The 26,441-nt window shown below is 76.1% G+C and carries 23 protein-coding genes; 14 read left to right on the forward strand and 9 right to left on the reverse strand.

Going from position 1 to position 26,441, the window contains the following annotated elements; genetic code table 11:
- Positions 1–4: 4 nt before the first annotated feature.
- From IEW03_RS14060 to IEW03_RS14070, 3 genes are read right to left on the reverse strand one after another with little or no spacing between them, the layout of a single operon-like run.
- Positions 5–682: a hypothetical protein gene (locus tag IEW03_RS14060; protein ID WP_188524318.1), complete on the reverse strand. Its 678-nt coding sequence runs from the start codon at positions 680–682 to the stop codon at positions 5–7.
- Positions 683–695: 13 nt separating this feature from the next.
- Entirely contained in the window at positions 696–1,397 is a 702-nt protein-coding gene (locus IEW03_RS14065) for a response regulator (RefSeq protein WP_188524319.1), read from the reverse strand.
- Positions 1,394–2,761, reverse strand: a complete 1,368-nt coding sequence (locus tag IEW03_RS14070; protein WP_188524320.1) for a sensor histidine kinase — start codon at positions 2,759–2,761, stop codon at positions 1,394–1,396. Before IEW03_RS14070 ends, IEW03_RS14065 begins: the two co-directional genes overlap by 4 nt.
- A 232-nt stretch (positions 2,762–2,993) precedes the next feature.
- Between IEW03_RS14070 and IEW03_RS14075 the strand changes: the two genes are divergently transcribed.
- The 4 genes from IEW03_RS14075 (at position 2,994) to purE (ending at position 6,980) form a co-directional block, all read left to right on the forward strand.
- Complete coding sequence (locus tag IEW03_RS14075; protein WP_188524321.1) at positions 2,994–3,677, forward strand: response regulator transcription factor; 684 nt, start codon at positions 2,994–2,996, stop codon at positions 3,675–3,677.
- Positions 3,678–3,704: 27 nt separating this feature from the next.
- On the forward strand, positions 3,705–5,048 hold the full coding sequence (locus IEW03_RS14080; RefSeq protein ID WP_188524322.1) for a sensor histidine kinase: 1,344 nt from the start codon (positions 3,705–3,707) through the stop codon (positions 5,046–5,048).
- A 163-nt stretch (positions 5,049–5,211) separates the two neighbouring features.
- Positions 5,212–6,441 (forward strand): 5-(carboxyamino)imidazole ribonucleotide synthase, encoded by a 1,230-nt coding sequence (locus IEW03_RS14085; RefSeq protein WP_268236094.1) that lies wholly within the window; start codon positions 5,212–5,214, stop codon positions 6,439–6,441.
- Positions 6,438–6,980 (forward strand): 5-(carboxyamino)imidazole ribonucleotide mutase, encoded by a 543-nt coding sequence (gene purE, locus IEW03_RS14090; protein WP_188524323.1) that lies wholly within the window; start codon positions 6,438–6,440, stop codon positions 6,978–6,980. The genes IEW03_RS14085 and purE overlap by 4 nt, the downstream gene beginning before the upstream one ends.
- A 77-nt stretch (positions 6,981–7,057) precedes the next feature.
- On the opposite strand, the gene IEW03_RS14095 is transcribed toward purE, so the two are convergent.
- The 3 genes from IEW03_RS14095 to rfbB form a co-directional block, all read right to left on the reverse strand.
- Positions 7,058–8,407, reverse strand: coding sequence for an LCP family protein (locus IEW03_RS14095; protein WP_229738108.1), 1,350 nt, complete (start codon positions 8,405–8,407; stop codon positions 7,058–7,060).
- A 16-nt stretch (positions 8,408–8,423) separates the two neighbouring features.
- On the reverse strand, positions 8,424–9,761 hold the full coding sequence (locus IEW03_RS14100; protein WP_229738109.1) for an LCP family protein: 1,338 nt from the start codon (positions 9,759–9,761) through the stop codon (positions 8,424–8,426).
- A 100-nt stretch (positions 9,762–9,861) separates the two neighbouring features.
- Positions 9,862–10,857 carry a dTDP-glucose 4,6-dehydratase gene (rfbB, locus tag IEW03_RS14105; protein ID WP_188524324.1) on the reverse strand — a complete coding sequence of 332 codons (996 nt, stop codon included), beginning with the start codon at positions 10,855–10,857 and terminating at the stop codon, positions 9,862–9,864.
- A gap of 40 nt (positions 10,858–10,897) precedes the next feature.
- Between rfbB and IEW03_RS14110 the strand changes: the two genes are divergently transcribed.
- From IEW03_RS14110 to IEW03_RS14125, 4 genes are read left to right on the forward strand one after another with little or no spacing between them, the layout of a single operon-like run.
- Positions 10,898–12,550, forward strand: coding sequence for a DUF2142 domain-containing protein (locus IEW03_RS14110; protein ID WP_229738110.1), 1,653 nt, complete (start codon positions 10,898–10,900; stop codon positions 12,548–12,550).
- A gap of 38 nt (positions 12,551–12,588) precedes the next feature.
- Entirely contained in the window at positions 12,589–13,599 is a 1,011-nt protein-coding gene (locus tag IEW03_RS14115; RefSeq protein WP_188524326.1) for a glycosyltransferase family 2 protein, read from the forward strand.
- Positions 13,596–14,726, forward strand: coding sequence for a glycosyltransferase (locus IEW03_RS14120; RefSeq protein WP_188524327.1), 1,131 nt, complete (start codon positions 13,596–13,598; stop codon positions 14,724–14,726). The genes IEW03_RS14115 and IEW03_RS14120 overlap by 4 nt, the downstream gene beginning before the upstream one ends.
- A complete protein-coding gene (locus IEW03_RS14125) occupies positions 14,723–15,658 on the forward strand; it encodes a lysylphosphatidylglycerol synthase domain-containing protein (protein ID WP_188524328.1) in 936 nt (311 codons plus the stop codon). Before IEW03_RS14120 ends, IEW03_RS14125 begins: the two co-directional genes overlap by 4 nt.
- 10 nt (positions 15,659–15,668) lie before the next feature.
- Here IEW03_RS14125 and IEW03_RS14130 read toward each other — a convergent pair whose 3' ends face one another.
- Positions 15,669–16,280, reverse strand: coding sequence for a dTDP-4-dehydrorhamnose 3,5-epimerase family protein (locus IEW03_RS14130; RefSeq protein ID WP_188524329.1), 612 nt, complete (start codon positions 16,278–16,280; stop codon positions 15,669–15,671).
- Between the two features lie 135 nt (positions 16,281–16,415).
- Here IEW03_RS14130 and rfbD point away from each other — a divergent pair, with 135 nt between their 5' ends.
- Genes rfbD through IEW03_RS14145 form a run of 3 tightly spaced genes read left to right on the forward strand, consistent with a single transcriptional unit; the run spans position 16,416 to position 18,835 of the window.
- Positions 16,416–17,270, forward strand: a complete 855-nt coding sequence (gene rfbD / locus IEW03_RS14135) for a dTDP-4-dehydrorhamnose reductase (RefSeq protein WP_188524375.1) — start codon at positions 16,416–16,418, stop codon at positions 17,268–17,270.
- The gene (locus IEW03_RS14140) at positions 17,271–18,056 is read left to right on the forward strand and encodes a class I SAM-dependent methyltransferase (protein ID WP_188524330.1); all 786 of its coding nucleotides are present in this window, start codon (positions 17,271–17,273) and stop codon (positions 18,054–18,056) included.
- On the forward strand, positions 18,053–18,835 hold the full coding sequence (locus IEW03_RS14145; RefSeq protein WP_188524331.1) for a class I SAM-dependent methyltransferase: 783 nt from the start codon (positions 18,053–18,055) through the stop codon (positions 18,833–18,835). The genes IEW03_RS14140 and IEW03_RS14145 overlap by 4 nt, the downstream gene beginning before the upstream one ends.
- A 116-nt stretch (positions 18,836–18,951) precedes the next feature.
- On the opposite strand, the gene rfbA is transcribed toward IEW03_RS14145, so the two are convergent.
- Together rfbA and IEW03_RS14155 are read right to left on the reverse strand one after the other, a co-directional pair.
- Complete coding sequence (gene rfbA, locus IEW03_RS14150; RefSeq protein WP_188524332.1) at positions 18,952–19,812, reverse strand: glucose-1-phosphate thymidylyltransferase RfbA; 861 nt, start codon at positions 19,810–19,812, stop codon at positions 18,952–18,954.
- Between the two features lie 30 nt (positions 19,813–19,842).
- Complete coding sequence (locus tag IEW03_RS14155; protein ID WP_229738117.1) at positions 19,843–20,607, reverse strand: TIGR03089 family protein; 765 nt, start codon at positions 20,605–20,607, stop codon at positions 19,843–19,845.
- Positions 20,608–20,803: 196 nt separating this feature from the next.
- Between IEW03_RS14155 and IEW03_RS20615 the strand changes: the two genes are divergently transcribed.
- The 3 genes from IEW03_RS20615 to IEW03_RS14170 all read left to right on the forward strand — a co-directional run bounded on the left by IEW03_RS20615 (position 20,804) and on the right by IEW03_RS14170 (position 26,417).
- Positions 20,804–21,136 carry a WhiB family transcriptional regulator gene (locus IEW03_RS20615; RefSeq protein WP_188524377.1) on the forward strand — a complete coding sequence of 111 codons (333 nt, stop codon included), beginning with the start codon at positions 20,804–20,806 and terminating at the stop codon, positions 21,134–21,136.
- Between the two features lie 95 nt (positions 21,137–21,231).
- A complete protein-coding gene (locus IEW03_RS14165) occupies positions 21,232–24,657 on the forward strand; it encodes a glycosyltransferase (protein WP_188524333.1) in 3,426 nt (1,141 codons plus the stop codon).
- A 152-nt stretch (positions 24,658–24,809) separates the two neighbouring features.
- Complete coding sequence (locus tag IEW03_RS14170; protein ID WP_188524334.1) at positions 24,810–26,417, forward strand: DUF5719 family protein; 1,608 nt, start codon at positions 24,810–24,812, stop codon at positions 26,415–26,417.
- Positions 26,418–26,441: the final 24 nt, after the last annotated feature.

The following is a 26,441-nucleotide window of genomic DNA, read 5'->3' on the forward strand; positions in this document are numbered from 1 at the left end:
ATCCTCAGGTATGACGTCTCCCCGAGCGCCGCTCAGGGGTCCGCTCGGGGTCGGCGTCCGTGGAACGGGCGCGCGCGAGGACGAAGACGGACCCGGCGAGGAGCAGACCGGCCACGACCACGGCCCACCACGCCGCGGACTCGCCCACCACGTCCTCGAGCAGGACGCGGCTGCGGGACGTGGGGTCGGTCAGCACCACCGCGACGAACGCCGCCACGACGGCCACCACCGTCCCGGTGAGGACACGCTGCCAGGTCCGGCTCAGGGACGAGCGTCCCAGGACACGCCGGCCCGCCTTGACGATGTGGCGGGCGCGCAGGAGGCGCAGGGCACCCGCCGCGCGGAGCAGTCGCAGGAGCTGGGTGGGACCGATCGCCAGCAGCACCGACACCGTGATCGCGAGGGTCACGACCACCAGCCAGCGGTTCCTGCGCAGCCAGTCCCGCTTGTCGTCCGAGACCGCGAAGAGCACGACCGTCTCGCCGAGGAGGACCGCCCCGGTCAGCAGGCTGCCCACCGTCCCGATCGTGCGGTACGGGTCGTCGAGCAGCGTGAGCCACACGGCAGGCACGGACGCGAGCGCGGCGACGAGGACGGGGACGGCGAGCCGGTGCGCCCAGCGGGCCTCGGCCGGCGTGAGCGACGACCTGCTCCCGGATCGGGCACGGGGGTCGCGGCGCACGGGCCCAGGGTAGTCAGGAGCCGGGGCGGACGAGTCCCGTCTCGTACGCGGTGACGACCGCCTGCACCCGGTCGCGGGCGCCGAGCTTCGCCAGGATGCGCCCGACGTGCGTCTTGACAGTGGCCTCGGCGACGAACAGGTCGGTCGCGATCTCGGTGTTCGACCGTCCGCGCGCCATGAGCATCAGCACCTCCCGCTCGCGCTCGGTGAGGTTCGCGAGCGCGTCGTGCTGGTCGGGCGCCTGGTCCGTCGGGAGCGCGGTGACCAGGTGCTCCAGCAGCCGCCGGGTGGACGACGGCGCGATCACGGCGTCGCCGCGGTGCACGGTGCGGATCGCGGCGAGCATCTCCTCGGGCGGGGCGTCCTTGAGCAGGAACCCGGACGCGCCGCTGCGGATCGCCTCCAGCACGTACTCGTCGAGGTCGAACGTGGTGAGCACGATGATCTTGGGCGCGTCGGGCCGCGCCGTGAGCCGTGCCGTGGCGCTGAGGCCGTCCAGGTGCGGCATGCGCACGTCCATGAGCACGACGTCGACCCGGTGGTCGGCGAGCAGGCGCAGCGCCTGCTCGCCGTCCCCGGCCTCGAGCGCGACCTCCAGGTCCGGCTGGGAGTCGATGACCATGCGGAACCCGGCGCGCACCAGCTGCTGGTCGTCGACGAGGGCGATGCGCACCGCGTCGGTCGTCGGCGGTCCGGTGGTGGCGTCGTCGGTCATGCGTTCTCCTCGGGCGGGGCGGGGGTGGCGGTCGTCGTGGACGTGGGCGGGCCGGTGGTCGTGGCCGCGCCGGCGCCGGGCAGCGGGAGCTCCAGCAGGACGCGGAAGCCGCCGCCCCGGCGCGGCCCGGCCTCGAGCGTGCCGCCGTACAGGTTCGCCCGCTCGTGCATCCCGCGCAGCCCGAAGCCCGGGTCGGCGTGGGCCGACGCCGCCGCGCCGCGGCCGTCGTCGGTGACCTCGAGGCGCACGGTGTCGCGTGCCCAGGCCACGGCGACGGAGACGGCAGGGTCGGGGCCGGCGTGCTTGCGCACGTTGGACAGCGACTCCTGGCAGACCCGGTACAGGGTGAGCCCCATCCCGGCGGGCAGGGGACGCTCGTCGCCGATGCGCGCGAACGCGACGCGCAGGCCCCCCGCGCGGGCCTGGCCCACGAGGTCCTCGAGCTCGCCGACACCGGGCTGCGGCGCGGGCCGCGCCGTGGGGCCCTCGCCGGACGCCGGGGCGCGGGCCGCGGTGGTGTCCGCGACGGCGGGCGTCACCGGCGCGTCCTCGCCGGCCGGGGGCGCGTCGTCGTCGTGAGACCGCAGCACCCCCAGGAGGCGGCGCATGTCGGTCAGCGCGCTGCGGCCGGTCTCGCTGATGGTCGCGAGTGCCTGCACGGCGGCGGGCGGGTCGGCGGCGGCGGCGTACCGGCCGCCGTCGGCCTGCGCGACGACGATCGACAGCGAGTGCGCGACGATGTCGTGCATCTCGCGCGCGATCCGGGCGCGCTCGGCCGCCGCGCCGATGCGGGCCTGCTGGTCGCGCTCGATCTCGAGGCGGTGCGCGCGGTCGCGCAGCGCGTCCATCGCGACGCGCCGCGAGCGCCGCACGAGGGCGAACGCCCACACCGCGAGGCCGGTGACGAGGCAGAAGAGCCCCACCGGGATCGTCTCGATGATGCCGGACGCGCCGAGCCCGGACCGGGCGGCGACCGCGATGGGCAGCGCGACGACGCTCCCCACGGCCGTGGCGCTGATCGCGGTGATGTGCGCCCACGTCGGCCCGTACGTGGTCACCGAGAAGAGGGCGACGAGCACGAGCAGGTCGCCCGGCATGATCATGGGGAAGCCGACGACCATGTGCGCCAGCGCGACCGCGAAGATGGCGACGGCCGAGGGCACGGGCCTGGTCCGGCGCCAGGGCAGCGGCGCGAGGAGCGCGACGGTCCAGGCGATGGACCCGGTCCGGGAGAGGTATGGCGAGGTGGCGTACAGGTCGGTGGCCGAGACCAGCATGAACAGCGCGAGCAGCACCGCGGTGGTGAGGTCGACACCGAAGCGGTGCATCTCGAACCAGCGCCCCGTGCGTTCGTACCAGCCCATGGCCGCCAGGGTAGGCGCGGGGAGCGGGCGGGCGCGTCATCCCGCGGGCGGACGCACGCCGGCGGGCGTCGTCCCGGGGCATGAGCAGGACACGAGCCGGAGGTCACGGCGGGCACGCGGCAGGGTCGGCACGAACGGGTGACGACGTGTCACGTCCATGTCACAGCCGTGTCACGGCACCCCGGCGTGGGACGACGCCCAGGACCTGGGGGGATGCCGCTAGCATGAGGGAATGACCCACGTACTGCTGGCCGAGGACGACCCGGCTATTGCCGAGCCTTTGGCGCGGGCTCTCACGCGTGAGGGTTACGACGTCATCGTGCAAGGAACAGGTCAAGGAGCCGTCGACAACGCGGGGAATGCGGACATCGTGGTCCTCGATCTCGGCCTTCCCGACATGGATGGGCTGGACGTGGCGCGGGAGATCCGCGGCTCCGGCCTGACCGTGCCCGTGCTGGTGCTGACCGCCCGGGCGGACGAGGTCGACCTGGTCGTCGGCCTGGACGCCGGCGCCGACGACTACGTGACGAAGCCCTTCCGGCTCGCCGAGCTGCTGGCCCGGGTCCGCGCGCTGCTGCGACGCACGCACGGCGACACCGGCGAGGACGAGGAGCTGCGCGCGCAGGACGTCCGGGTCGACGTCTCGGCGCACCGCGCGTTCCAGGGCGAGCGCGAGCTGCACCTGACGACCAAGGAGTTCGACCTGCTCAAGGTGCTGGTGGCGAACGCCGGCTCCGTGGTGGTGCGCGACACCCTCATGCGCGACGTGTGGGGCTCCGACCCGGTGGGGTCCACCAAGACGCTCGACATGCACGTCTCCTGGTTGCGCCGCAAGCTCGGCGACGACGCGAACGCCCCGCGCTACGTGTCGACGGTGCGGGGGCTCGGCTTCCGCTTCGAGCTCGGCGCGAGCTGACGGCGCCGGCGGTCGGAGGAGGCTGACGTGCGTCGCCGCGTCCTGGTGGCGACCATCTCCGCGGTCGCCGTCGCCGTGCTGCTGCTCGGTGTCCCCCTCGGCATCTTCGGCGCCCGCTACGTGCTGGCGACGGAGACCCAGCGGGTGGTCGACCGGGTCGACACCCTGGCGCGCAGCATCGACGGGTCGATCGAGCGCGGCGACGACCTCAACCAGTCGACGGTCGACCGCGCGTCCGAGGGCCGCGAGGGGGACCTGCCTGCGTACGTCGAGGTGACGCTGCCCGACGGCACGCTCCTGACCTCGGGCGAGCCGGTCGCGGGGCCGGTGATCGCGAAGGCCAAGCTCACCGACAACCGGGCCACCGTCACGATGTCGGTCTCCGCAGTGGGCGCCTACGTGAAGTCCGCCCAGACGGTCGTGCTCGTCGTGCTGGCCGGCATCGTCGCGATCGCGGCCGGGATCGCCGTGGCGGTGTGGCAGGCGAACCGGCTGTCGGCGCCGCTGGTGTACCTGGCGGCGTCGGCCGAGCAGCTCGGCTCCGGGCAGGTGCGGCCACGCCTCGAGCCCTCGGGCGTCGAGGAGATCGACCTGGTCGCGGCGGAGCTGGTGCGCAGCGCCGACCGGCTGGCGGGTCGTCTCGCCGCCGAGCGCCAGTTCACGCAGGACGCGTCGCACCAGCTGCGCACCCCGCTGACCGCTCTGACGATGCGCCTGGAGGAGATCACCCTCGCCTCGAAGGACCCGGAGGTCGTCGAGGAGGCCCGCATCTCCCTCGAGCAGGTGGAGCGGCTGGTCTCGGTGGTCGACGACCTGCTGGCGGCGTCCCGCCGCGCGCAGGGCGGCACCACGGAGGCGGTCAACCTGGCTGAGGTCGTGCACCAGCAGGAGGAGGAGTGGGGCCCGACGTTCGAGCGGGCCGGCCGCCCGCTGGTCGTGGACGTCGCGGCCGACCACCAGGTCCTCGCCACCCCGGGCGCACTCGCGCAGATCATCGCGACGCTGCTGGAGAACTCGCTCAAGTACGGCGACGGCACGACGACGGTGCGCTCGCGGCCGTCCGGCGGCACGGGCGCGGTGGCGCTCGAGGTCGCCGACGAGGGGCCGGGCGTCCCGGACGACGTCGCGCCGCGGATCTTCGAGCGGGGCACGACGACGGGGCAGAGCACCGGGCTGGGGCTCGCCCTGGCGCGGGACCTCGCCGCCGCCGACGGCGGACGGCTGTCCCTCGCGCAGCGCCGGCCGCCGGTGTTCGCGCTCTTCCTGGCGGGGGTGCCCCGCGCGCTGGACCCGACGGTCGTGCTGCCGCCGGGCACCACGATCTCCTCGCGCGGCAGGCGCCGGGGCTGGCTGCACCACCACGGCGACTGACCCGGCCGAGCATCGGCCCGGCGCCGGGCCGGTATCCTCGATCCCCGTGACCGGACCTACGGACCTGCCCCTGCCCGAGCCCGCCCGAGCCCCCCGCCCCGTCACCGCCACGACCGCCGCAGCAGGCGGCCCGCAGCCGGCCCCGTCGGTCCCGTCGGCGCCGCTGACGGTCGCCGTGGTCGGCGGCGGTCAGCTCGCCCGCATGATGGCGCCGGCCGCGGCCGAGCTCGGCGTCAGCCTGCGGGTGCTGGTGGAGGACCCGGCGTCGTCCGCGGCGCAGGTGGCCACGGACGCCCCGGTGGGCACCGCCGGCGACGAGGCCGCGATCCGTGACCTCGTCGCGCCGTCCGACGGGCGCCCGGCGGCCAGCGTCCTGACGTTCGAGCACGAGCACGTGCCGAACGCGCTGCTGCGCGACCTCGGCGACCACGGCGTCCCCGTGCGGCCGGGCCCGGACGCCCTGGTGCAGGCGCAGGACAAGATCGTCATGCGCCGCCGGCTGAGCGCCCTCGGCGCCCCGTGCCCGCGGTGGGCGGCCCTGCCCGCCGACCCCGCCGCCGCACGCACGGCGCTGGCCGAGTTCCTCGCGGCTGCCCCGGACGGCACCGCCGTCGTGAAGACGTCGCGCGGCGGGTACGACGGCAAGGGCGTGCGGGTTGTGTCCGCCCCCGACGACGTCGCCGACTGGTTCGACACCGTCGTCGCCGGCGGCCCGGAGCTGCTCGTCGAGGAGAAGGTGCCGTTCGTGCGGGAGCTGGCCGCGCTCGTGGCGCGCCGCCCCTCGGGCGAGGTGCGCACGTGGCCGGTGGTCGAGTCGATCCAGCGCGACGGGGTCTGCGCCGAGGTGATCGCCCCCGCGCCGGGGCTGGACCCGGAGACCGACGCCCGGGCGCGCGAGATCGCGGTGTCGGTGGCCGAGGGCCTCAACGTGACCGGCGTGCTCGCGGTCGAGCTGTTCGAGACCCGCGGGGCCGACGGCCGGCCCGAGATCTGGGTCAACGAGCTCGCGATGCGGCCGCACAACTCGGGCCACTGGACGATCGACGGGGCGGTGACGAGCCAGTTCGACCAGCACCTGCGGGCGGTGCTCGACCTGCCGCTCGGCGACACGAGCGCTCGCGCCCCGTGGACCGTGATGGCGAACGTGCTCGGTTCGCGGCTCGAGGCGCTCACCGACGCGCTGCCCGAGGTGCTCGCGCGCTTCGGGGAGGCGCGGGTCAACCTGTACGGCAAGGGCATCCGCCCGGGCCGCAAGCTGGGGCACGTGAACGTCAGCGGTGACGACCTGGACGAGGTGCGTCGTCGTGCCCTCGCCGCGGCCGCCCTGCTGCGGGGCGACACCGTCCCGTCCGAGACCGTCCCCGCCCCCACCACCCACCAGGAGCACGCATGAGCGACCCGCAGCCCGTCGTCGGCATCGTCATGGGGTCGGACTCCGACTGGCCCGTCATGGAGGGCGCCGCCGACGCGCTCGCCGAGCTCGGCGTCGCGGTCGAGGTCGACGTCGTGTCGGCCCACCGGATGCCGACGGAGATGATCGAGTACGGCCGCAGCGCGGCCGAGCGCGGGCTGCGCGTGCTCGTCGCGGGCGCCGGGGGAGCGGCGCACCTGCCGGGCATGCTGGCGTCCGTGACGCCGCTGCCCGTGATCGGCGTGCCTGTCCCGCTGCGGCACCTCGACGGGATGGACTCGCTGCTGTCGATCGTGCAGATGCCGGCGGGCGTCCCCGTCGCGACGGTGTCGATCGGCGGGGCCCGCAACGCCGGGCTGCTCGCGGCGCGGATCCTCGGCGCCGGCACCGACGCGGAGGCGCTCGCGCTGCGCGAGCGCATGGTCGCGTTCCAGGCCGAGCTGGGCGACGTCGCGCGTGCCAAGGGCGAGCGCCTGCGCGCCTCGCGCGGTGCGGCGGCGCGGACCGGCTTCTCCGCCTGACGGCGGCAGCACCGCACCCGTACTACCTCGCGAGGCGTCGTACCACCTCGCGATGGGGCGTACCACCTCGGCGGGGTTCAGCCCGGCATGCCGCCGACGGTGCCGGGCTCGAGGTCGCCGTCGCGCACGTCGGCCCAGAACGCCCCGGCGTCGTCGGACAGCAGCACCGTGGACCCGACGCCCGTGCCGGGGTCGTAGCCGGGGTCGGCGATGGGCGGGGTGCCCGTGACGCCGTCGGGCCCGGTGGCCCCCTTGAAGGCGAGGGCGAGCCGGCCGAGGTCGACCATGCCCGTCTTCTCGTCGACGACGAGCGCGTCCGTGCCCGCGTTGACGAGCTGCACCTGGTTGATCGGGTTGAGCAGCACGCTGGGCTTGACGACCTTCTCGGCGACGGCGCCGATGACCTGCTGCTGCCGCTCGGCCCGGCCGATGTCGCCCTTGGGGTCGGAGTAGCGCATGCGGGAGAACGCGAGCGCCGTCTCGCCGTCGGCGTTGTGGCAGCCCGCCTCCCAGACGAGCTCGCTCTTCGGGTCGTCGACGTCCGCGTCGTAGCACAGCTCGACGCCACCCACGGCGTCGACGATCTCCTCGACGCTGCCGAAGCCCACCTCGGCGTAGTGGTCCATGGTCAGGCCGGTGAGGCCCTCGACGGTCTCGACCAGCAGCGGCGCGCCGCCGAGCGAGTAGGCGGCGTTGATCTTGTTCGAGTCGTGCCCGGGGATCTCGGCGTACGTGTCGCGCGGGATGGAGATGAGGGACGTGGGGCCGCTGGTCGGCTTGTGCAGCACCATGATCGTGTCGGTGCGCGCGCCCGAGGTCCCGTCGTCCGACACCGACCCGGTGCCGCGCGCGTCGGAGCCCGCGAGCAGGTACGTGGTGCCGGGGGTGTTCTCGGCGCCGGAGAGCGCGTCCACGTGCTGGATCTTGCCGTTGGCCCACAGGATCAGCCCGATCGGCCAGGCGAGCAGCAGCACCAGCAGCAGCACCAGGACGAGGCCCACGACCCGGCCCTTGCGCACGCGGAAGCGCCCGCCGCCCGCGGTGGCCGCCGCCGCGCCGCCGCCGGGGCGCGAGGGCGGCGCCTCGCGGCCCGCCTGCGGGCTGCGGGCCTGCGCGGGCATGACCCGGGTGCCCGACGGCTGCTGGGACGCCGGCCGCGACCCGCGCGGCGGGTACGAGCGCGGCGCCCGCTGCGGGCTCGCGCCGCGCCGCTCCGGGGGTGTGGTCGGGATCTCGCGGGAGGACTGGCGGCGCACTCGCGGCTCCATCGGTGCGGCGTCGTCACGGCGGCCGACGCGGCCCCCGGTGGGCGGCGACGCAGGGCGGGCCCCGCCGACCGGGATGGCGTCTCCGGGCGTGGCGGGTCGGTCCGAGCGCCCGCCCGAGGGCGTGAAGCTCGGCGGGATGCGGCGGTCGTCCTGGCTCATGGTCCTGTCCCTGCGCTCAGCCGCACACCGACGTCACGTCGGCACCGGTGAACGCCTCCTCGCCGGCCTCGCGGGTGCGCTTCGGCTCAGGGGCGTCGGCGTCGGCGGACCCGCCGTCGGCGCCCGTGGCCGTCTCCGCGCCGTCGGCAGGGGTGTCGTCCGACACCGGGGTGGCGTCGGGCTCGCTCTCGGACCCCTCGGCCGCAGCCCCCTGCTTGTCGCTCTTCTTCTTCGGCTGCTCGATGGCGTCGCTGACGGGACGGTCGTTCTCGAGGTTGTCCCAGACGGCGTCGGCCTCCTCGGTGAGGACGACGTTGGCCGCGTTGTACGGGTCGGTGGCGTACGGCACGGTCATGAACGCGATGGTGTCAGGACGGACGTTGCGGGCGCTGTACGCGAGCCCGGCGAGTCCCTTCACCGAGGCGAAGTTGCTGCTCATCGTCATGGAACCGGTGACGGCGCCGAGGAACTTCAGGGACTTGGCCGGGTCGGTGAGGGTGCCCGCGCTGAGCACCTCGCGGGACAGGGCGGCGATGATCTCCTGCTGGCGGCCGATGCGCCCGAGGTCGGAGCCGTCGCCGAGGCCCTCGCCCGTGCGGGCACGGGCGTACTTGAGGGCGGTCGAGCCGTCCAGCTCCTGCACGCCGGCAGACAGCACCAGGTGGTCCGCCTTCGGCGCGTCGACGTCCTCGGGGATGCACAGCTCCACGCCGCCCAGGGCGTCGATCATCTTCTCGAAGCCGGCGAAGTCCACGACGACGAACCCGTCCATGCGCACGTCGGACAACGTCTCGATGGTGTGCATCGTGCACAGCGCGCCCGACTCGACGTCGCCGCCGGACAGCACGCCCTGCGCGAAGGCGGCATTGAACTTGGTCCCGGTCACGGGGGAGGTCTGGTCGCCGCCCGACGTCGGGCACGACGGGACGTCGACGGTCGTGTCCCGCGGGATGGAGATCATCTCGACGCGCTTCCGGTCGGACGAGATGTGCATGATCATCGTCGTGTCCGAGCGGGCGCCCTCCGTGCCGTCGCCGACGATGTCCGCGTTGTCACCTCCGCGGCTGTCGGAGCCCATGACGACGATGTTCAGGGGCTCGCCCGCGTTCGGGTCGTCCGGCTTCGGCTTCTCGGGGCGGTCGGCGCCGAGCGCGGCGTCCACGTCGACGGACCGGATGTTGCCGGTGAGGGTGACGGCCGCGGTCGCGCCGCCCACGGTGACGAACGCCAGGACGGCCGTCAGCCCCAGCCCGAGCAGGCGCGCCAGGGACTGGCTGCGCAGCGCGCGGGCGTGCGCCGGTCCCTTGACCGGCTCCGGGCTGGAGGCGACGTGGCGGGCGGTATTGCGAGTCACGGGAAGCGAGCATAGGGGGTTCGGGAGGCAGCCCGGAGGGGCCCTCGGTCCGGGAGGGTGGAGGAAATGTGTGGGTCGTCGCCCGCCCGGAGGGGCCCGTTCACTGGCCCGACGCCGCGTACTTGGCCTCCACGGCGGCCTTCGCGGGGCGCCACCAGTCCTCGTGGTCGCGGTACCAGTCGACCGTCGCGGCCAGGCCGGCGGCGAAGTCGGTGTACCGCGGCGTCCAGCCGAGCTCGTCGCGCAGCCGCGACGCGTCGATCGCGTAGCGCAGGTCGTGGCCGGGCCGGTCGACCACGTGGTCGAAGTCGTCGGCGTCGCGGCCGAAGATCTCGAGCAGCGTGCGCACGACCTCGAGGTTGGAGGTCTCGCCGTCCGCGCCGATGAGGTACGTCTCGCCGACCTGCCCGCGGTCGATGACCGCCCACACGGCCGTGTTGTGGTCCTCGACGTGGATCCAGTCGCGCACGTTCAGCCCCTCGCCGTACAGCCGGGGGCGGACGCCGTCGATGAGGTTCGTGACCTGCCGGGGGATGAACTTCTCCACGTGCTGGTAGGGCCCGTAGTTGTTGGAGCAGTTCGAGATCGTGGCGCGCAGGCCGAACGACCGCACCCACGCGCGCACCAGCAGGTCGGAGCCCGCCTTCGTCGACGAGTACGGCGACGAGGGGTTGTACGGGGTGCTCGGGGTGAACTTCTCGTCGCCGTCGAGCGGCAGGTCGCCGTACACCTCGTCCGTGGACACGTGGTGGAAGCGCACGTCGTGGCGGCGCGCGGCCTCCAGCAGCGTGTAGGTGCCCACCAGGTTGGTCTGCACGAAGGGCGACGGGTCGGCCAGGGAGTTGTCGTTGTGCGACTCGGCGGCGAAGTGCACCACCACGTCCGCGTCCGCGACCAGCCGCTCCACGAGGTCGGCGTCCGTGATGGAGCCGTGGACCAGCGTCACCCGGTCCGCGACCGGGTCCAGCGACGAGCGGTCGCCGGCGTACGTGAGCGCGTCCAGCACGGTCACCCGCGCGTCGGGACGGCTCCGGACGGTCTGCTGGACGAAGTTGGCGCCGATGAAGCCGGCGCCGCCGGTGACGAGTACACGCATGGGCGGAACCCTACCGGTGGCGCCCTGGCAGACTGGAGCCGTGACGGACACGACGCCGCACGCGCGGCCGGCCGCCCCGCCGTCGGCCGTGAGCACCGGCACCCGGCCCGAGTCCCGGCGCGAGGCCCGCGCCCCGCGTCCGGGCCCGCTCGGCTACCGGCGCGCGCTCGCCGCGCTGACGCTCGTGGTGGCCGCGTGGGGCGTCCTCTGGGCGGTCGTCACCCCGTCGTTCCAGGCGCCCGACGAGCAGAACCACCTGGGCAGCGTGCTGCGGATCGCGTACGGGGGCGGGTGGCCCGCCCCCGGCGACGCGTACTTCGCGCCCGCCGTCGTCGACGCCGTGGACGAGGCCGCCTACCCCTCCGACCCGCCGGGACGCTTCGTGCACCGCCCGGACGTGCCGCAGTTCGTCGACCTCGACCCCGTCCCCCGCGACGAGCGCACCCGCGTCGAGGCGGCCACCGCGCTCGGCGACGCGACGTCGGGCACCGACGTCGACCAGATGACGCAGCACCCGCCGCTGTACTACGCCCTGGGCGCCGGGGTGCTGCACGCGACCGGGCTGACCGACGCCCGCTGGGACACCGCGACGCTCGCGCTGCGGCTGCTGGACGTGCTGCTGCTCGCGCTCACCGTCCCGCTCGCGGCCGGCGCCGCGCGCCGGGTCACGGGCTCGCCGTCGGCGGGCCTGGTGGCGGCCGTCTTCCCGCTGTTCGTGCCCCAGCTCGGGCACATCATGGGCGCGGCGAACAACGACGCGCTCGTGGTGCTCGCGTGCGCCGCCGTGACGTTCCTCGCGGCGCGGGTCGTCACCGGCGACCTGCGCTGGCGCGTCGCCGTCGCGATCGGCCTGCTCGTCGGGCTGGGGCTGCTCACCAAGGTGATGGTGGCGTTCGCCCTGCCGACCGTGGGGGTCGCCTACCTGCTCGCGCGCGGCCGCCCGTGGCCCGCCCGCCTCGGCCGCGTGGGCGTGGCCGTCGCCGTCGCGGGCGTCGTCGGCGGCTGGTGGTGGGTGCGCAACGTCATCACCCTGGGCGCGGTGCAGCCCGTCGGCCGGCCCCGCGACCCGGCGACGGTCGCGCAGGTGCCCACCGACGAGGTCCCCTCGCTGATCGTGGAGAAGCTGGCCCAGGCGTTCTTCGGCAACCTCTCCTGGCTGGAGGTGCGCCTGCCCGGCGGGTGGGTCGTCCTCGGCTCGACGGTGCTGGTCGTCGTGGCGCTGGTCGCCCTGGTGCTGCCGGGGGCGCGCCGGGCGTCCCTGGTGCTGCTGCTCCTGCCCGCGTCGCTCGCGGCCGGCGTCGCGTACAACGCCTGGGACGCGCACGGCGTCACCGGCGGGCTCGTCGCGGTCCAGGGCCGGTACGTCTTCGGCGGCGTCACGGCGCTGGCCGTGGTGCTCGCGGTCGCCGTGTGGCAGCTCGTGCGCCGGTCGGAGCGCGGGCTGGCACGGGCGGTGCCCCTGGTGGTCGCCCTGGCGCTCGCGGCCGGCGGCGGCGGGCTCGTCTGGGCGTTCGGGGCCTTCTACCGTGCGCCGGGGGAGTCGCTCGGCGTCGGCGTCGACCGGTGGCTCGCCTGGAGCCCGCTCGAGCCGCCGGCGCTGGTCGCCGTCCTTCTCCTCGCCGCGCTGGCCGTCGTCGGGGCGGTCGTCGCCTGCCTCGCCTGGCCGCGCCGCGCCGTCGCGCCGCCGTCGTAGACTCACCGCGTCGCGGGCCGGCGAACCGGAAGGTGTCGATGAAGCTCTTCGTCCAGATCCCGTGCCTCGACGAGGCCGGGACGCTACCGCTCGTGCTCGCGACGATCCCCCGCGAGGTCGCCGGCTTCGACAGCGTCGAGATCGTGGTGATCGACGACGGCTCCACCGACGGCACGGCCGAGGTCGCGCGCCGGCTCGGGGTGCAGCACGTCGTGCGGCACACCCGCACGATGGGCCTGGCGCGCTCGTTCCGCGACGGCGTGGACCACGCGCTCGCGCACGGGGCCGACGTCGTCGTCAACACCGACGGGGACAACCAGTACCCCTCGGACCGCATCGGCGACCTCGTGGCGCCGATCGTCGCCGGCGAGGCCGACATCGTCGTCGGGGACCGGCAGACCGCGACGATCGCGCACTTCTCGCCGTTCAAGAAGCTCATGCAGCGGGTCGGCAGCCGGGTGGTGAGCGCGGCCGCGGGCGCGTCGCTGCCGGACGCCGCGAGCGGCTTCCGGGCCTACTCCCGCGCGGCGCTGCTGCGGCTCAACGTCGTCACGCAGTTCAGCTACACGATGGAGACCATCATCCAGGCGGGGAACAAGCGCCTGCGGATCGCCAGCGTGCCCGTCACCACCAACCCCAAGACGCGCGAGTCGCGGCTCTTCCGCAACATCTGGCAGCACATGGGCCGTTCCGGGCGGGCGATCGTGCGCTCGTCGATCATGTTCCGCCCGCACCTGGTCTTCCTCACGCTGGCCGCCGTGTTCTTCGTCGCGGCCGCGGTCCCCGCCGTCCGCTTCCTGGTCTTCTGGGCGTCCGGCGACCCCGGCGGGCACATCCAGTCGCTCGTCTTCGCCGCGGCGATGCTCGTCGGGTCGCTGCTGTGCCTGGCGCTGCTGGTCATCGCGGACCTCCTGCGCACCAACCGCACGCTCGTGGAGGAGACCCTGGAGCGGGTCAAGACCATGCAGTACGGGCCGCCGCCAGGCGCGCCGCCCGGCCCGTCCCAGGGTGGGGACGCGAGCGACGTGTCGCAGGACGCGACCGCGTGATCGTCGCCTTCGGCACCTACGACACCGGCCGCCACCCGCGCGTCGGCGTGCTCGTCGACGGCCTGCGCGCGCACGGGTACACGGTGACCGAGCTCGACCGGCCGCTCGGCCTGAGCACCGCCGAACGGGTGCGCATGCTGCGCCAGCCGTGGCGGCTGCCCGCGCTGCTGGTGCGGCTGCTGCGCTGCTGGGCGCTGCTCGTGGGGGACGTCGCGCGCCACCGGCGCCGGCACGGCGCGCCGGGCGCGGTGCTGGTCGGCTACCTCGGCCACTTCGACGTCGTGCTCGCGCGCCTGCTGTTCCCCCGCACGCCGGTGGTCCTCGACCACCTGGTGTTCGCGGGCGACACCGCGAGCGACCGCGGCGCGCGGGGGCTGCGCGTGCGACTGCTGCGCGGCCTCGACCGGCTCGCCACCGCGTGCGCCGACGTCGTCCTGCTCGACACCGACGAGCACGCCGCGCTCCTGGCCGACGTGGCGCCCGCCCGGGCCCGGCGCGGGGTCGTCGTGCCGGTGGGCGCCCCGCGGGCCTGGCTCGACGCCGCCGCCCCGCCGCGCGGTCACGACGGGCCGCTGCGGGTCGTCTTCTACGGGCTGTTCACCCCGCTGCAGGGCACCGACGTGCTGGCCGGGGCGCTCGCCGACGCGCTGCCCCGGGCGGCCTCGCACGCCGGCCGGCCGATCGAGGTCACGATGATCGGTGCCGGGCAGGACCTGCCGTCGGCGCGGGCACGCCTGGCCGACGTGCCCGGCGTGACGTGGCACGGCTGGGTGGATCCCGCGGCGCTGCCCGCGCTCGTGGCCGCCCACGACGTGTGCCTCGGCATCTTCTCCGCCACCCCCAAGGGGCTGCGGGTCGTGCCGAACAAGGTCTTCCAGGGGCTCGCGGCCGGGTGCGTCGTCGTCACCTCGGACACCGCTCCCCAGCGCCGCCTCCTGGGCAGCCACGTCGAGCTGGTGCCGCCCGCCGACCCCCGCGCGCTCGCCGACCGGCTGCTCGCCCTCGCCGACGACGCCGCGCTGGCCGCGGCCCGGGAGCGCGCGGCCGCCGGCCGCGACCTCGTGCGGCCCGACGTCGTCGTCACGCCGCTCGTGGACGCCCTCCGCACGCGCCGGGTGACGCCGTGACGGCCGCGGCCCGGGCGCTCGCCGGGCTCCGGTCGCCGTGGGTGCGCTGGGGCTTCCTGGCCGTCGCCGTCGGCCTGGCCGTGTACGCGGTCGTGGCGGCGCGCGACGAGCTCGCCGACGCGGCGCAGCAGCTGACCGCCGGCACGGTCGTCGTCGCGCTCACGCTCTCCGCGGTCTTCGTGGGGTGCACCTTCTGCGCCTGGCGGGCGGTGCTCGCCGACCTCGGCCCGCCGGTCGGGGCGCGCCCCGCGCTCGCGGTCTTCGGCCTGAGCCAGCTCGGCAAGTACGTGCCCGGCGGGGTGTGGAACGTCGTGGCCGCCGCGGAGATCGGCGCCGACCACGGCATCCCGCGCCGCCGGTCGGTCACGACGACGGCGGTCGCGATGCTCGTGGGCGTCGTCTCGGGGGCCGTGGTCGGCGTGGTCGCGCTGCCGTTCCTCGCCGAGGGTGTCCTCGGCGACGCGGCCCGCGCGCTGTGGGCCCTGCCGCTCGTCGCCGTCGTGCTGCTGCCGCCCGTGCTCAACCGGCTGATCGCCCGGGCCCTGCGGCTCGCGCGACGCGACCCGCTGGAGCGCCCCCTGTCGTGGCGCGGCCTCGGCGCGGCGGCGCTGTGGTCGGTGGCCGGCTGGGTGTGCGCCGGGGCGCAGGTGTGGGTGCTCGCCGTGGGGCTGGGGATGGCGACGGACGCGCGCGGCGTGGCGCTCGCCGTCGGCGGGTACGCCCTGGCCTGGGTGGTCGGCTTCGTCGTGGTCGTCGTCCCGGCGGGCGCGGGCGCGCGCGAGCTGGTGCTGCTCGCCGTCCTGGCGAGCGTGCTGCCGCACGCGGCGGTGCTGCTCGTGGTGCTGGTCAGCCGGGTGCTCGTCACGGTCGCCGACCTCGGCCTGGCCGGGCTCGGCGCGCTCGCCCGGCGCGGCGTCGCCCGCCCCGGGTGAGCGCGCCCGCTCAGAGGGTGCGCAGGTAGGCCTCGACGGCGTCGTGGGTGGGCAGCAGGCCCTGCTCCGCGGCCTCGGCGAGCGTCGGGGCCGCGGTGTCCTTGTCGGACAGCAGCGGGGTCAGCGGCGAGCCGTCGCGGGCGGTGGTCGGCCACTCGATGCCGATCGCCGGGTCCAGGGGGTGGACGCCGTGCTCGCCGCCGGGGTTGTAGCCGGCGGAGCACAGGTACAGGACGGTGGAGTCGTCCTCCAGCGAGCAGAACGCGTGGCCCAGGCCCTCGCCCAGGTAGATGGCGCGGCGGTCGACGTCGTCGAGCAGCACGGAGTCCCACTGCCCGAAGGTGGGCGAGCCGACGCGGATGTCGACGACGACGTCGAGCACGGCGCCCTTGGCGCAGGTGACGTACTTGGCCTGGCCGGGCGGGACGTCGGCGAAGTGGATGCCGCGCAGCACGCCGGCGGCCGAGACGGAGGCGTTGGCCTGCTGCAGGTCGAGCGGGTGGCCCACGGCGTCCGCGAACGGGCCCGCCTTGAACCACTCGAGGAAGACGCCGCGCGGGTCGCCGAACTGCTTCGGGGTGATCTCGTAGGCGCCGGGCACGGCCAGCTCGCGGTACTGCACGCTCGTTCCTCCAGAGGGGGCTCGACGGGTGGGCCCTAGGATCCTACGGTGACCACCTCGGACCCCGCCCCGGCCCCTGCACGCCCCGCCGACCCGGCCGCCGGCACACCCGCGGTCGCGGTCGCTGCCCGCGACCTGCGCTGGCTCGTCGTCGGCGCGGGCGGCATGCTCGCCCACGACCTGCTCGACGTGCTGCGCGGCCGGTCCGCGAGCGTCGTCGCCGCCGGCCGGGCCGAGCTCGACGTGACCGACCCGGACGCCGTCGCCGCGGCCGTGCGCGACGTCGACGTGGTGGTGAACTGCGCGGCGTGGACCGCGGTGGACGACGCCGAGACCCACGAGGCGGAGGCGTTCGCCGTCAACGCGACGGGCGCCGCCCTGCTCGCCCGCGCGTCCGCGGCCGCCGGCGCCCGGCTGGTGCAGGTCTCGACCGACTACGTCTTCGACGGGCGCGCGACCTCGCCCTACCCGGAGGACGCCCCCCTCGGGCCGGTCTCGGCCTACGGGCGCACCAAGGGCGCGGGGGAGTGGGCCGTGCGCGCCGAGGCCCCCGACCACCTGATCGTGCGCACCGCCTGGCTGTACGGGGCGCACGGCGGCTGCTTCCCCAAGACGATGGCGCGCCTCGCCGCCGAGCGGGACGAGCTGTCGGTCGTGGACGACCAGGTCGGCCAGCCCACCTGGACCCACGACCTCGCGGACCTCGTCGTGCGCCTCGTCGAGGCGCAGGCGCCCGCGGGGACCTACCACGGCACGTCGTCCGGGCAGACGTCCTGGTTCGGCTTCACCCGCCGCATCGTCGAGGGTCTGGGGGTGGACACCCGGGTCGAGCCGACGACGAGCGAGGCGTTCGTGCGCCCCGCCCCGCGCCCCGCGTTCTCCGTGCTCGGCCACGACGCGCTGCGGGCCGTCGGGGTCGAGCCGATCGGGGAGTGGGACGCGCGGTGGGAGGTGGCGGCGCCGGCCGTGCTCGCCGGTGAGGTTGCCTGAATGACTCGATCTCCCAGGGCGCCCCTCGCCCCCCTCGCGCCGAACGCCAGCCTCCGCTGGGACGTGGTGCGCCGCGAGCTGCCGCACCGACGGGCCAGGGTGCTGGAGGTCGGGTGCGGCCAGGGCGGCTTCGGCTCCCGGATCGCCGCCCGGCACGACTACACCGCGGTCGAGATCGACGCGGCGTCGTGGGCGGTCGCCGACGCCCGGGTCCGTGCCGTGGACCCGGGGGCGCGCGTGCTGCACGGCAGCGTGTCGGCGCTCAGGCCCACGGAGACGTTCGACGTCGTGTGCGCGTTCGAGGTGCTCGAGCACCTGGAGGACGACGCGGGCGCGCTCGCCGAATGGGCCGCGCGCGTCCGCCCGGGCGGGGTGCTGCTGCTGTCCGTGCCGGCGTGGCCCGCGCGGTTCGGCCCGTGGGACACCCTCGCGGGCCACTTCCGTCGCTACGAGCCCGCCGCGCTCGCCGGGCTCCTGCGCGGGGCCGGGCTCGTCGACGCCCACGTGCGCGTCTACGGCGCCCCGCTCGGGTACCTGCTCGAGGCGGTGCGCGACCGGACCGTCGCCGCGGCCGGTCGGCACGGCCCGACGGCCTCGGACAGCATGACCGAGCGCACGTCGGGCAGCGGTCGCAAGTTCCAGCCGTCGACCCGGATGACCGGTACCGTCATCGCCGTCGGGACGTGGCCGTTCCGGCTCCTGCAGCGCGCGTTCCCCCGCTCCGGCACCGGCCTGGTGGCCCGGGCCCGGCAGCCGCAGAGCTCACCCGAGGAGGAGTCACCATGAGTCCGGCAGAGTCGCGTCCGGCAGAGTCGCGTCCGGCAGAGTCGTCGACGCCCCCGCTCACGCTCTACGGCAGCCTGCGGTGGGGCGTCGTCGAGCCGCTGCTGCCGGCGTCCCTCGGCCGGGTGCTCGAGGTCGGCTGCGGGCAGGGCGCGGTGGCGGCCCGGCTCGCGGCCCGTGCGGCGTCGTACACCGGGCTGGAGCTGGACGAGTCGTCGGCCATGGTCGCCCGCGAGCGGCTCGTGGACGCCGGGTCGGGCGGGCGGGTGCTCCAGGGGTCGCTCGACGCGCTGGGCCCCGACGTGCGGTTCGACCTGGTGTGCGCCTTCGAGGTGATCGAGCACATCGAGGACGACGCCGCCGCGCTGGCCGAGTGGGCCGCCCGGCTCGCGCCGGGCGGCGTGCTGCTCGTGTCGACGCCCGCCTGGCAGTCCCGGTTCGGGCCGATGGACACCGCCGTAGGCCACTTCCGCCGCTACGACCCGCCCGCGCTGCGCGCCCTGCTCGCCGGCGCGGGGCTGCAGGGCGTCGGGCAGCGCCTCTACGGGGTGCCGCTCGGCTACGCGCTGGAGGCGGTGCGCAACCAGGTGGCGCGACGTCGTCCCGGGCTGCGCTCCGAGGGCAGCACCGCCGACCGCACCGCGCGCAGCGGGCGGCTCTTCCAGCCCACGACGGCGGCGCAGGGACGCCTCGTGAGCGCGGCTACGTGGCCCTTCCGCCTCGCGCAGCGGGGGTTCCCGGGCACCGGCACGGGCCTCGTCGCCTGGGGCACGGCCCCGTAGGGCGGTGCCTCCACGGCACCTCCGGCTCAGTCGTCGATCTGATTCGACCGAGCCTGCGGTTCCGTTGCGGGCGGGTGCCTCGTCCCTCGGCCCCCACCCTGCACTGCACCTCCGGCTCAGTCGAGGAGGCCGAGCAGGTAGTCGCCGTAGCCGGACTTGACCAGCCGCTCGGCGCGCACGCGCAGCTCGTCGTCGGTGAGGAAGCCGCGACGCCACGCCACCTCTTCCGGCGAGCCGATCTTCATCCCCTGCCGGCGCTCGACCGTGCGCACGTAGTCGCTCGCCTCCAGCAGCGAGTCGAAGGTGCCGGTGTCGAGCCAGGCGGTGCCGCGCGGCAGCACCTCGACCTGCAGGGTGCCGCGGCGCAGGTACTCGCGGTTGACGTCGGTGATCTCGTACTCGCCGCGCGCGGAGGGGGCGAGGTTCTTCGCGATCTCGACGACCTCGTTGTCGTAGAAGTACAGGCCGGGCACGGCGTACTTCGACTTCGGGGCGGCGGGCTTCTCCTCCAGGGAGAGCGCCTTGCCGGCGTCGTCGAACTCGACGACGCCGTAGGCGGTGGGGTCGGCGACGCGGTAGGCGAAGACGGCACCGCCGGAGATGTCGTGGAACCGCGTGAGCTGGGAGCCGAGGCCGGGGCCGTAGAAGATGTTGTCGCCGAGGACGAGCGCCGCCGGGTCGGACCCGATGAACTCCTCACCGAGCACGAACGCCTGCGCGAGCCCGTTCGGCTGCTCCTGCACGGTGTAGGTGATCGACACGCCGAACTGCGAGCCGTCGCCCAGCAGGCGGCGGAACTGCTCGGCGTCGTGCGGGGTGGTGATGACGAGGATGTCCCGGATTCCCGCCAGGATGAGCGTCGACAGCGGGTAGTAGATCATCGGCTTGTCGTACACCGGGACGAGCTGCTTGCTCACGCCCAGGGTGATCGGGTGCAACCGGGTGCCGGACCCGCCGGCCAGGATGATTCCGCGCATGGCAGCCCATTGTGCCCGACGGGCGCGGCCTCAGAGCTCGCCGGCGGTGATCCGCTCGGTCTCGCGCAGGCGGGCGAGCCGGGCGGGGTCCGCGCGCAGCTCGGCGGCGGTGGCCCCGGACGTGAGCACGACCGACCCGTTGCTCGCCCACAGGGCGAGCAGGTCGCGCAGGACGGCCCCCGCGGGGCGGTCGCCCGCCACGAGCACGCGCCCGCCCGCCGCCGTCGCCGCGTCCGCCCCGGCCACGAGGTCGGCGAACGTCACCGGGTCGGTGCCCAGGGCCTCGAGCGCGACCCGGGCCGGCTCGGCGTCGGGCGCCCAGGACACGGCGTCGCCGTAGGTCATCACGGCGCCGGCGGCATCGACGGCACCGGGCGGCAGGTCGCCGTCGAACCGGCGGGCCAGCGCCGGCAGCGCGACGGCGACGAGGTCGGTGCCCGCGCGGTGGGCGTCGGCCCACGCCTCGGGCCGCCAGGTGACGACGACGTCGGGGCGCGCGACCTGCGAGATCTCGCCCGGCACCACGACCGTGGCACCGCACCGCCAGGCGGCGAGGGCCCACGTCGCGGCCCGCCAGTGCACGGGCAGGTCGACGACGACCACCGACCCGGGCGCGGCGTCCATCTCCTCGACGAGGAGGTTGACGGTCTTGCTCACCCAGTTCACGAGGACGGCGCCGGACAGCTCGACACGCTCACCGCCGTCGCCGTACCAGGTGAGTCGCGGGCGGCCCGGGTCGGTGACGACCAGGTCGAGCACGCCGGGCAGGTCGCGGGCGGGGATGGCAGGGTTCACGCAGGTCACCCTAGGCGCCGGCGGCGGACGGTGGGTCGTGGCGGGGCGGGGCAGCGTATCGGGTCAGGACGTGGACGGGTGTGAATGCCCGGTGGAGATCACGCTCTCTAGCACATTTCGACTTGACGGCTCCGAAAGACACGCGTGTAATTCCAGGTATGCAGTTTCCCCAATGAACGGCATGGAGGGGCACGCCATGTGGAATTTGCTTGATGGGGACCGGGGGGTCTTCCCGTCTGACGCCGGCCAGGAGCCCGAGCGGGTAGCACCGGTGCTGCCGCTGTTCGGAGAGGTCGCCGACGACGAGTCATTGCTGGGGTGGCAGGAGCGAGCCCTGTGCGCCCAGACCGACCCGGAGGCCTTCTTCCCGGAGAAGGGCGGGTCCACCCGCGAGGCCAAGAAGGTCTGCGGTTCCTGCGAGGTCCGCGCCGAGTGCCTGGACTACGCGCTGGAGCACGACGAGCGCTTCGGCATCTGGGGCGGGCTCTCGGAGCGGGAGCGGCGCAAGCTCAAGCGCCGCGCCGTCTGAGTCGCGCCGTCTGAGCCGAGGCCCGAGGCGGGCCGACACGCACGGGCCGAAGATCCCACGATGCCGCGCCCGGTCGCCGCATCATGGCGAGCAGGATGACTGCTCCGTACACGACCCGTCCCGGCCCGCGCGGCGAGGTCGCGCCCCAGGGCGCGGCCCCCGTGGGCGTGCCGGGAACCGCCGGTGACCCGACGGGCGCGGTGCCGCTCGTCGTCTCGGTGACCACGGTCGTCGTCACGCGCGGCCACAGCCCCTTCCTCGCCGCGACGCTCGACGCCGTCGCCGCCCAGGACCGGGCCGCGGACGACGTCGTGGTGGTCGACGTCGGCGCCGCGGAGTCGACCGCCCGCTACGACGACCTGCGGCTGGGCGGCACCCGGTTCGTGGCGGCGCCGGGCGTGCGCAGCCTCGGCGAGGCCGTGGCCCGCGCGACCGACGCGGTCGGCGTCCCCGAGGACGGCTGGCTGTGGATCCTGCACGACGACTCCGCCCCGGAGCCGGACACCCTCGCCCGGCTGCTGCGCGCGGTCGAGCACTCGAGCGCCGTCGGGATCGCCGGCTGCAAGCAGCGGCGCTGGCCCGTCGAGGCCGACGGCACCCCCTCGGCCCACGGCTCCGGCGTGCTGATCGAGGTGGGCAGCACCGTCTCCCCGCTGGGCCGGCGCATGACCGGCATCGACGACTCCGAGGTCGACCAGGGGCAGCACGACGGGCGCGAGGACGTGCTCGCCGTGGGCCTCGCCGGCGCCCTGGTGCGTGGGGGCGTCTGGTCCCAGCTGCGGGGCACGGACCCCGAGGTGGGGCCCTTCGGTGACGGGCTCGACCTGTGCCGGCGCGCCCGGCTCGCCGGGCACCGGGTGGTCGTCGTGCCCGACGCGGTGGTGCGCCACGCGCAGGCCTCGCTGCTCGGCCTGCGGACCCGGCCCGCCGGCGCGCCCGTCCGCCCCGACCCCGAGGCGTCGCGGTACGCGCGGCGCCGCAGCCAGCTCTTCCTGCGGCTCGCGTGGGCGCCGCTGCTCGCGGTGCCGGTGCTGTGGGTCGCGATGCTCGTCTGGGCGCCGTTCGCCGCGCTGTACCGGGTCGCCCTGAAGCGCCCGGCGCACGCGCGCGACGAGCTGGTGGCCGCGGCCGTGACGGCGCTGCGGGTGCTGCCCCTGTACCGGTCGCGGCGCCGCGCGGCCCGCACGCGGCGCCTGCCGCGCCGGGTGCTCGCCCCGCTGCTCGGCACGTGGCGGCAGGTCGCGGCCGAGCGTCGCGACGCGCGGCTCGCTCGCGCGGAGGCGCAGCGCAACCGGTGGGCGCCGAGCGAGCTCGAGCGGACCGAGCTGCGCCGGCTGGCCCGCGTCCGGCGCGCGGGACTGGCGGCCGTGCTGCTCGCGGTGGTCGCCCTCGACGTCGTGCTCTTCGGGCCCTGGCAGGGGGTGCTCGCCGACGGCGGCCGGGTCGTCGGGGGCGCGCTGCTGCCCGCGCCGGGGACGCTCGGCGACGTGTGGGGGTCGGCCACGTCGGGCTGGGTGCGCGACGGGCTGGGCACCAGCGCCCCCGCCGACCCGTTCCTCGTGCCGCTCGCCGGGCTGACGGCGCTGGTCGGGGGCGGCCTGCAGACCGCCGTGAACGCCCTGGTGCTGGTCGCGCTGCCGCTCGCCGCCCTGGCGGGCTGGTTCACGGCCGGCGCGCTCACCCGCTCCGTGGGCGTGCGGGCGGTCGCCGCGCTCGTGTGGGCCGCGTCGCCGGGGTTCCTGGCCTCGCTCGCGTCGGGGCGGCTCGGGGCCACCGTCGTCCACCTCGTGCTGCCGTGGGTGCTGCTGGCCGCGCTGCGCGCCGTCGGCGTGCACGCGCGCGACGTCGTCGACCTGCCGGAGGTGCACCGCGGGCTGCCGGACGGGGGGCGCGCCCGCGCCGCCACGCGTCGCCGCGGGTCCCTGGGCGCCGCGGGCGCCGCCGGACTGCTGCTCGCGGTCGCGGTGTGCGCCGCGCCGGTGCTGCTGCCCGTCGCCGTGGTGGTCCTGGTGCCCGCCGCGCTGCTCGCTCGCCGGGCCTGGCGCACGCTGCTCGTGGTGCTCGTGCCCGCCGTGGTGGTGCCGCTGCCGTACTGGGGGCAGGTCGTCGGGTCGTGGGCCGACGGCGGCTGGCGGCTGCTGGTCGCCGAGCCGGGGGCACCGGTCGTCGAGCAGGGCGCGCCCTCCGGCCTGGAGCTGCTGCTCGGCCTGCCGGGCGGCACGGCGTGGTTCGGCCTCGACGACGCCGACGGCGCGCTGGGGACCCTCGGCAGGGTCGGTCCCGCCGTCGTCGGCGCGCTGGTGCTGCTGCTGGCCGCCGCGGCGCTGGTGCGCCGCCGGGCGGTGCGAGGCGTGCGCCTGGCGTGGTTCGGCGCGGCCGTCGGGCTGGCGGCGGCGCTGGTCGCGGTGGCCACCGCGGTCGCCAGCGGGACCACCGCCGACGGCGAGAGCGCGCCGGTCACGGGGTGGCCGGGCGTGGGCCTGTCGGTGCTGCTGCTGGGCCTCGGCGCGGCCGCGGTCTGCGCGCTGCCGGCTCACCCTCTCGACGGGCTGCACGCCCCTGCGTTCCCGCGCCGCCTGCGCGCGACGACGTTCGCCGCGCTCGGGGTGCTCGCGCTCGCGCTGCCCGCCGCGCAGCTCACCTCGTGGTCGCTCGAGGCGACGGCCGGCGGCGGCGGCGGCGTCGGCGAGCTGCGGGCGGAGCAGGAGCCCGTCGTGCCCGCGGTCGGCCAGCAGATGCAGGCGCCGCCGCGCGCGGCACGGGTGCTGCAGGTCGACACGGTGGTGCCGGGCGCGGAGCCGGGCTCCGAGGGCGGCGACGGCCAGCCGGCGGTCGCCGACTACGCGCTGCTGCACGCCGACGGCTCGCGCCTGGAGGACGCGTCGAGCGTGGTGCAGGCCCGCGCCGCAGGGCTGCTGCCCGGCGGGGAGCGGGACGACGTCGCCCTGCTCGACGACCTGGTCGGCGACGTCGTGACCGGGCGCGCGCCCGACGTCGCCGAGCGGCTCGCGTCGCTCGGCATCGGCGCGGTCCAGGTGCCCGCGGGTGGCGACCCCGAGCTCGTCACGACGCTCGACCTCGTCCCGGGCCTGTCCCGGGTCACCGAGGACGGCGTGCTCGTGTGGCGGGTCACGACCGACGGGCCGGCCCCTGGCTGGGCCACCGTGCTGCGGGCCGCGCCCGCGGACGGGTCGGCGCCGGCGGCCGCGCTGCGCACCCTGCCCGCCGACGGCGTCCGGGCGGCCGGCACCCTCGGGGGCTCGGACGACGCACGCACCCTGCGCCTGGCCGAGTCCGCCGACCCGGGGTGGCACGCCACGCTCGACGGGCGGCGGATGGCCACCGTCGAGGCGGGCGGCCTGCAGGCGTTCGAGGTCGCCCCGGGCGGCGGCCGCGTGGACGTGACCTACGAGGCGCCGCACCGCACCACGTGGCTCGTGCTCGCCGGCGGCGTGCTGCTGGTGTACGTGCTGCTGGCGCTTCCGGTCGCGCGCCGGCGAGGGGTGGGGGCGACACGATGACGACGGAGCAGCCGCACGAGCCCACGGGGCGGTCCACGGGGCGGTCGACGGATCGGCCGACAGGCCAGCACACGGACCGGCCCACGAAGGTGGCGCACCCGGTTCGCAGCGGCGCGCGGGCCCTCGTCGCGGGGGTGACCGGGATCGCGGCGGTGGCCGCCCTCGGAACGGTCGCCCTGCTGGGCGACCAGTGGGCGCAGTCGTGGACGGGGGCCGAGCAGCGGGCGGTCGCCGCCGGCACCCGCACCGTGGCGGTGGAGCCCGCCGAGGAATCCCTCGTGTGCCCGCCGCCCGTCGCCCTCCCGAAGGGGGCGGACGTCGGCGACTCGCAGTTCTCCGCGTCGCCCGTGCCGACCCGCAGCGGCATCGGCGCCCTCGTGCAGGGCGGGGCTGCCGGCGTCGAGGACGGCCCCCAGGGCCCCCGCACCACGGGGCTCGACGGCGGCGACGCGACCGCGCTGACCGGGGACCCGGCGTCCGGCGCCGGACAGCAGGCCGCCGTCGACGGCACGCGGGTGCTGCGCGCGACGCCCGTCGCGGACGAGGTGTTCGGCGCCTCCGCGTCGCTCGCGTCGGTCACGACCCAGGGCGACCTGCGCGGCCTCGCCGCGGCGTCGTGCACGTCGCCGGGCACGTCGCAGTGGCTGGTCGGTGGGCGCACCACCGTCGGCGCGACGACCACCCTGACGGTGCAGAACCCGACCGAGCGGCCGGCGACGGTCACGCTGGACGTGTACGGGCCCAGCGGCAAGGTGGCCCTCGGCGGCGGCGGGACGTTCACGGTCGCCGCGCACGACCAGGTCACGACCCGCCTGGAGTCGGTGGCGCCGGAGCAGGACCGGCTCGCGGTGCACGTGTCGTCGACGGGAGCCCGGGTCTCGGCGTCGCTGCAGCGCCAGGCGATCGACGGCCTCGTGCCGGCCGGGGCGGACCTGGTGACGCCGGGGTCGCCGCCGCGCTCGTCGCTCGCGGTCGGCGGGGTGGTCAGCCACGGCGAGCCGCTGGACGACCCGCACGCGCCGCGGCTGCGGCTGCTCGCCCCCGGCGACGCCGACACGACCGCGCGGATCAGCGTCTACGGCCCGTCCGGCGAGGTCACCCTGCGCGGCGCGGACGAGGTCGACCTGGAGGCGGGCGTCGTCACGGACGTGCCGCTCGGCGGGCTGCCGGAGGGCACGTACGCCGTGGTGGTCGACGCGCAGGCCCCGGTCGTGGGCGCGGCGCGGTTCGACCGGCCGGGCCAGCAGCCCGAGGACTCGGTCGTGGGCGGCACCCCGTACGACGTCGCGTGGTCCCGGGGCCAGGCCGCGCCTGCCGCGGCGGGCTCCGCGCTCGGCAGCGTCGCGCTGCCCGACGAGGCGCGGGCGCGGGTCTCGCTGGCTGGCGTGCCGCCCGAGCGCGACCCGGACCAGGAGCCCGACGGCGAGCAGGCCGTGACCGTGCGGGCGTACGACGCGGAGGGCGCCGAGCTGGGCCAGGCGGAGCTCACGGTGGCGGCCGGCGCGACGACGGGCGTCGACGTGGCCGACCTCGCCGACGGCGGCACGCCCGCGGCCGTGCGGGTGGACACGTCCGACCCCGAGGCAGACGACGACGCCGACGACGCGGCGGACGCAGGGCCGGGGGTGCTCTGGTCGGTGGTGCTCGAGGCCGACGACGGGACGGCGGAGGCGGGGACGCTCGTGGCGACCCTGGCCCCGACGCCGGCCCGCACCGCACCCGGCGACGTGGCGGTGCGGACCGTCGACGCCGCGCGCTGAGGCCGCCACGCGCCAGCCTTGCGG

The sequence above is a fragment of the Isoptericola cucumis genome (assembly GCF_014635665.1).
Lineage (GTDB): Bacteria > Actinomycetota > Actinomycetes > Actinomycetales > Cellulomonadaceae > Isoptericola > Isoptericola cucumis.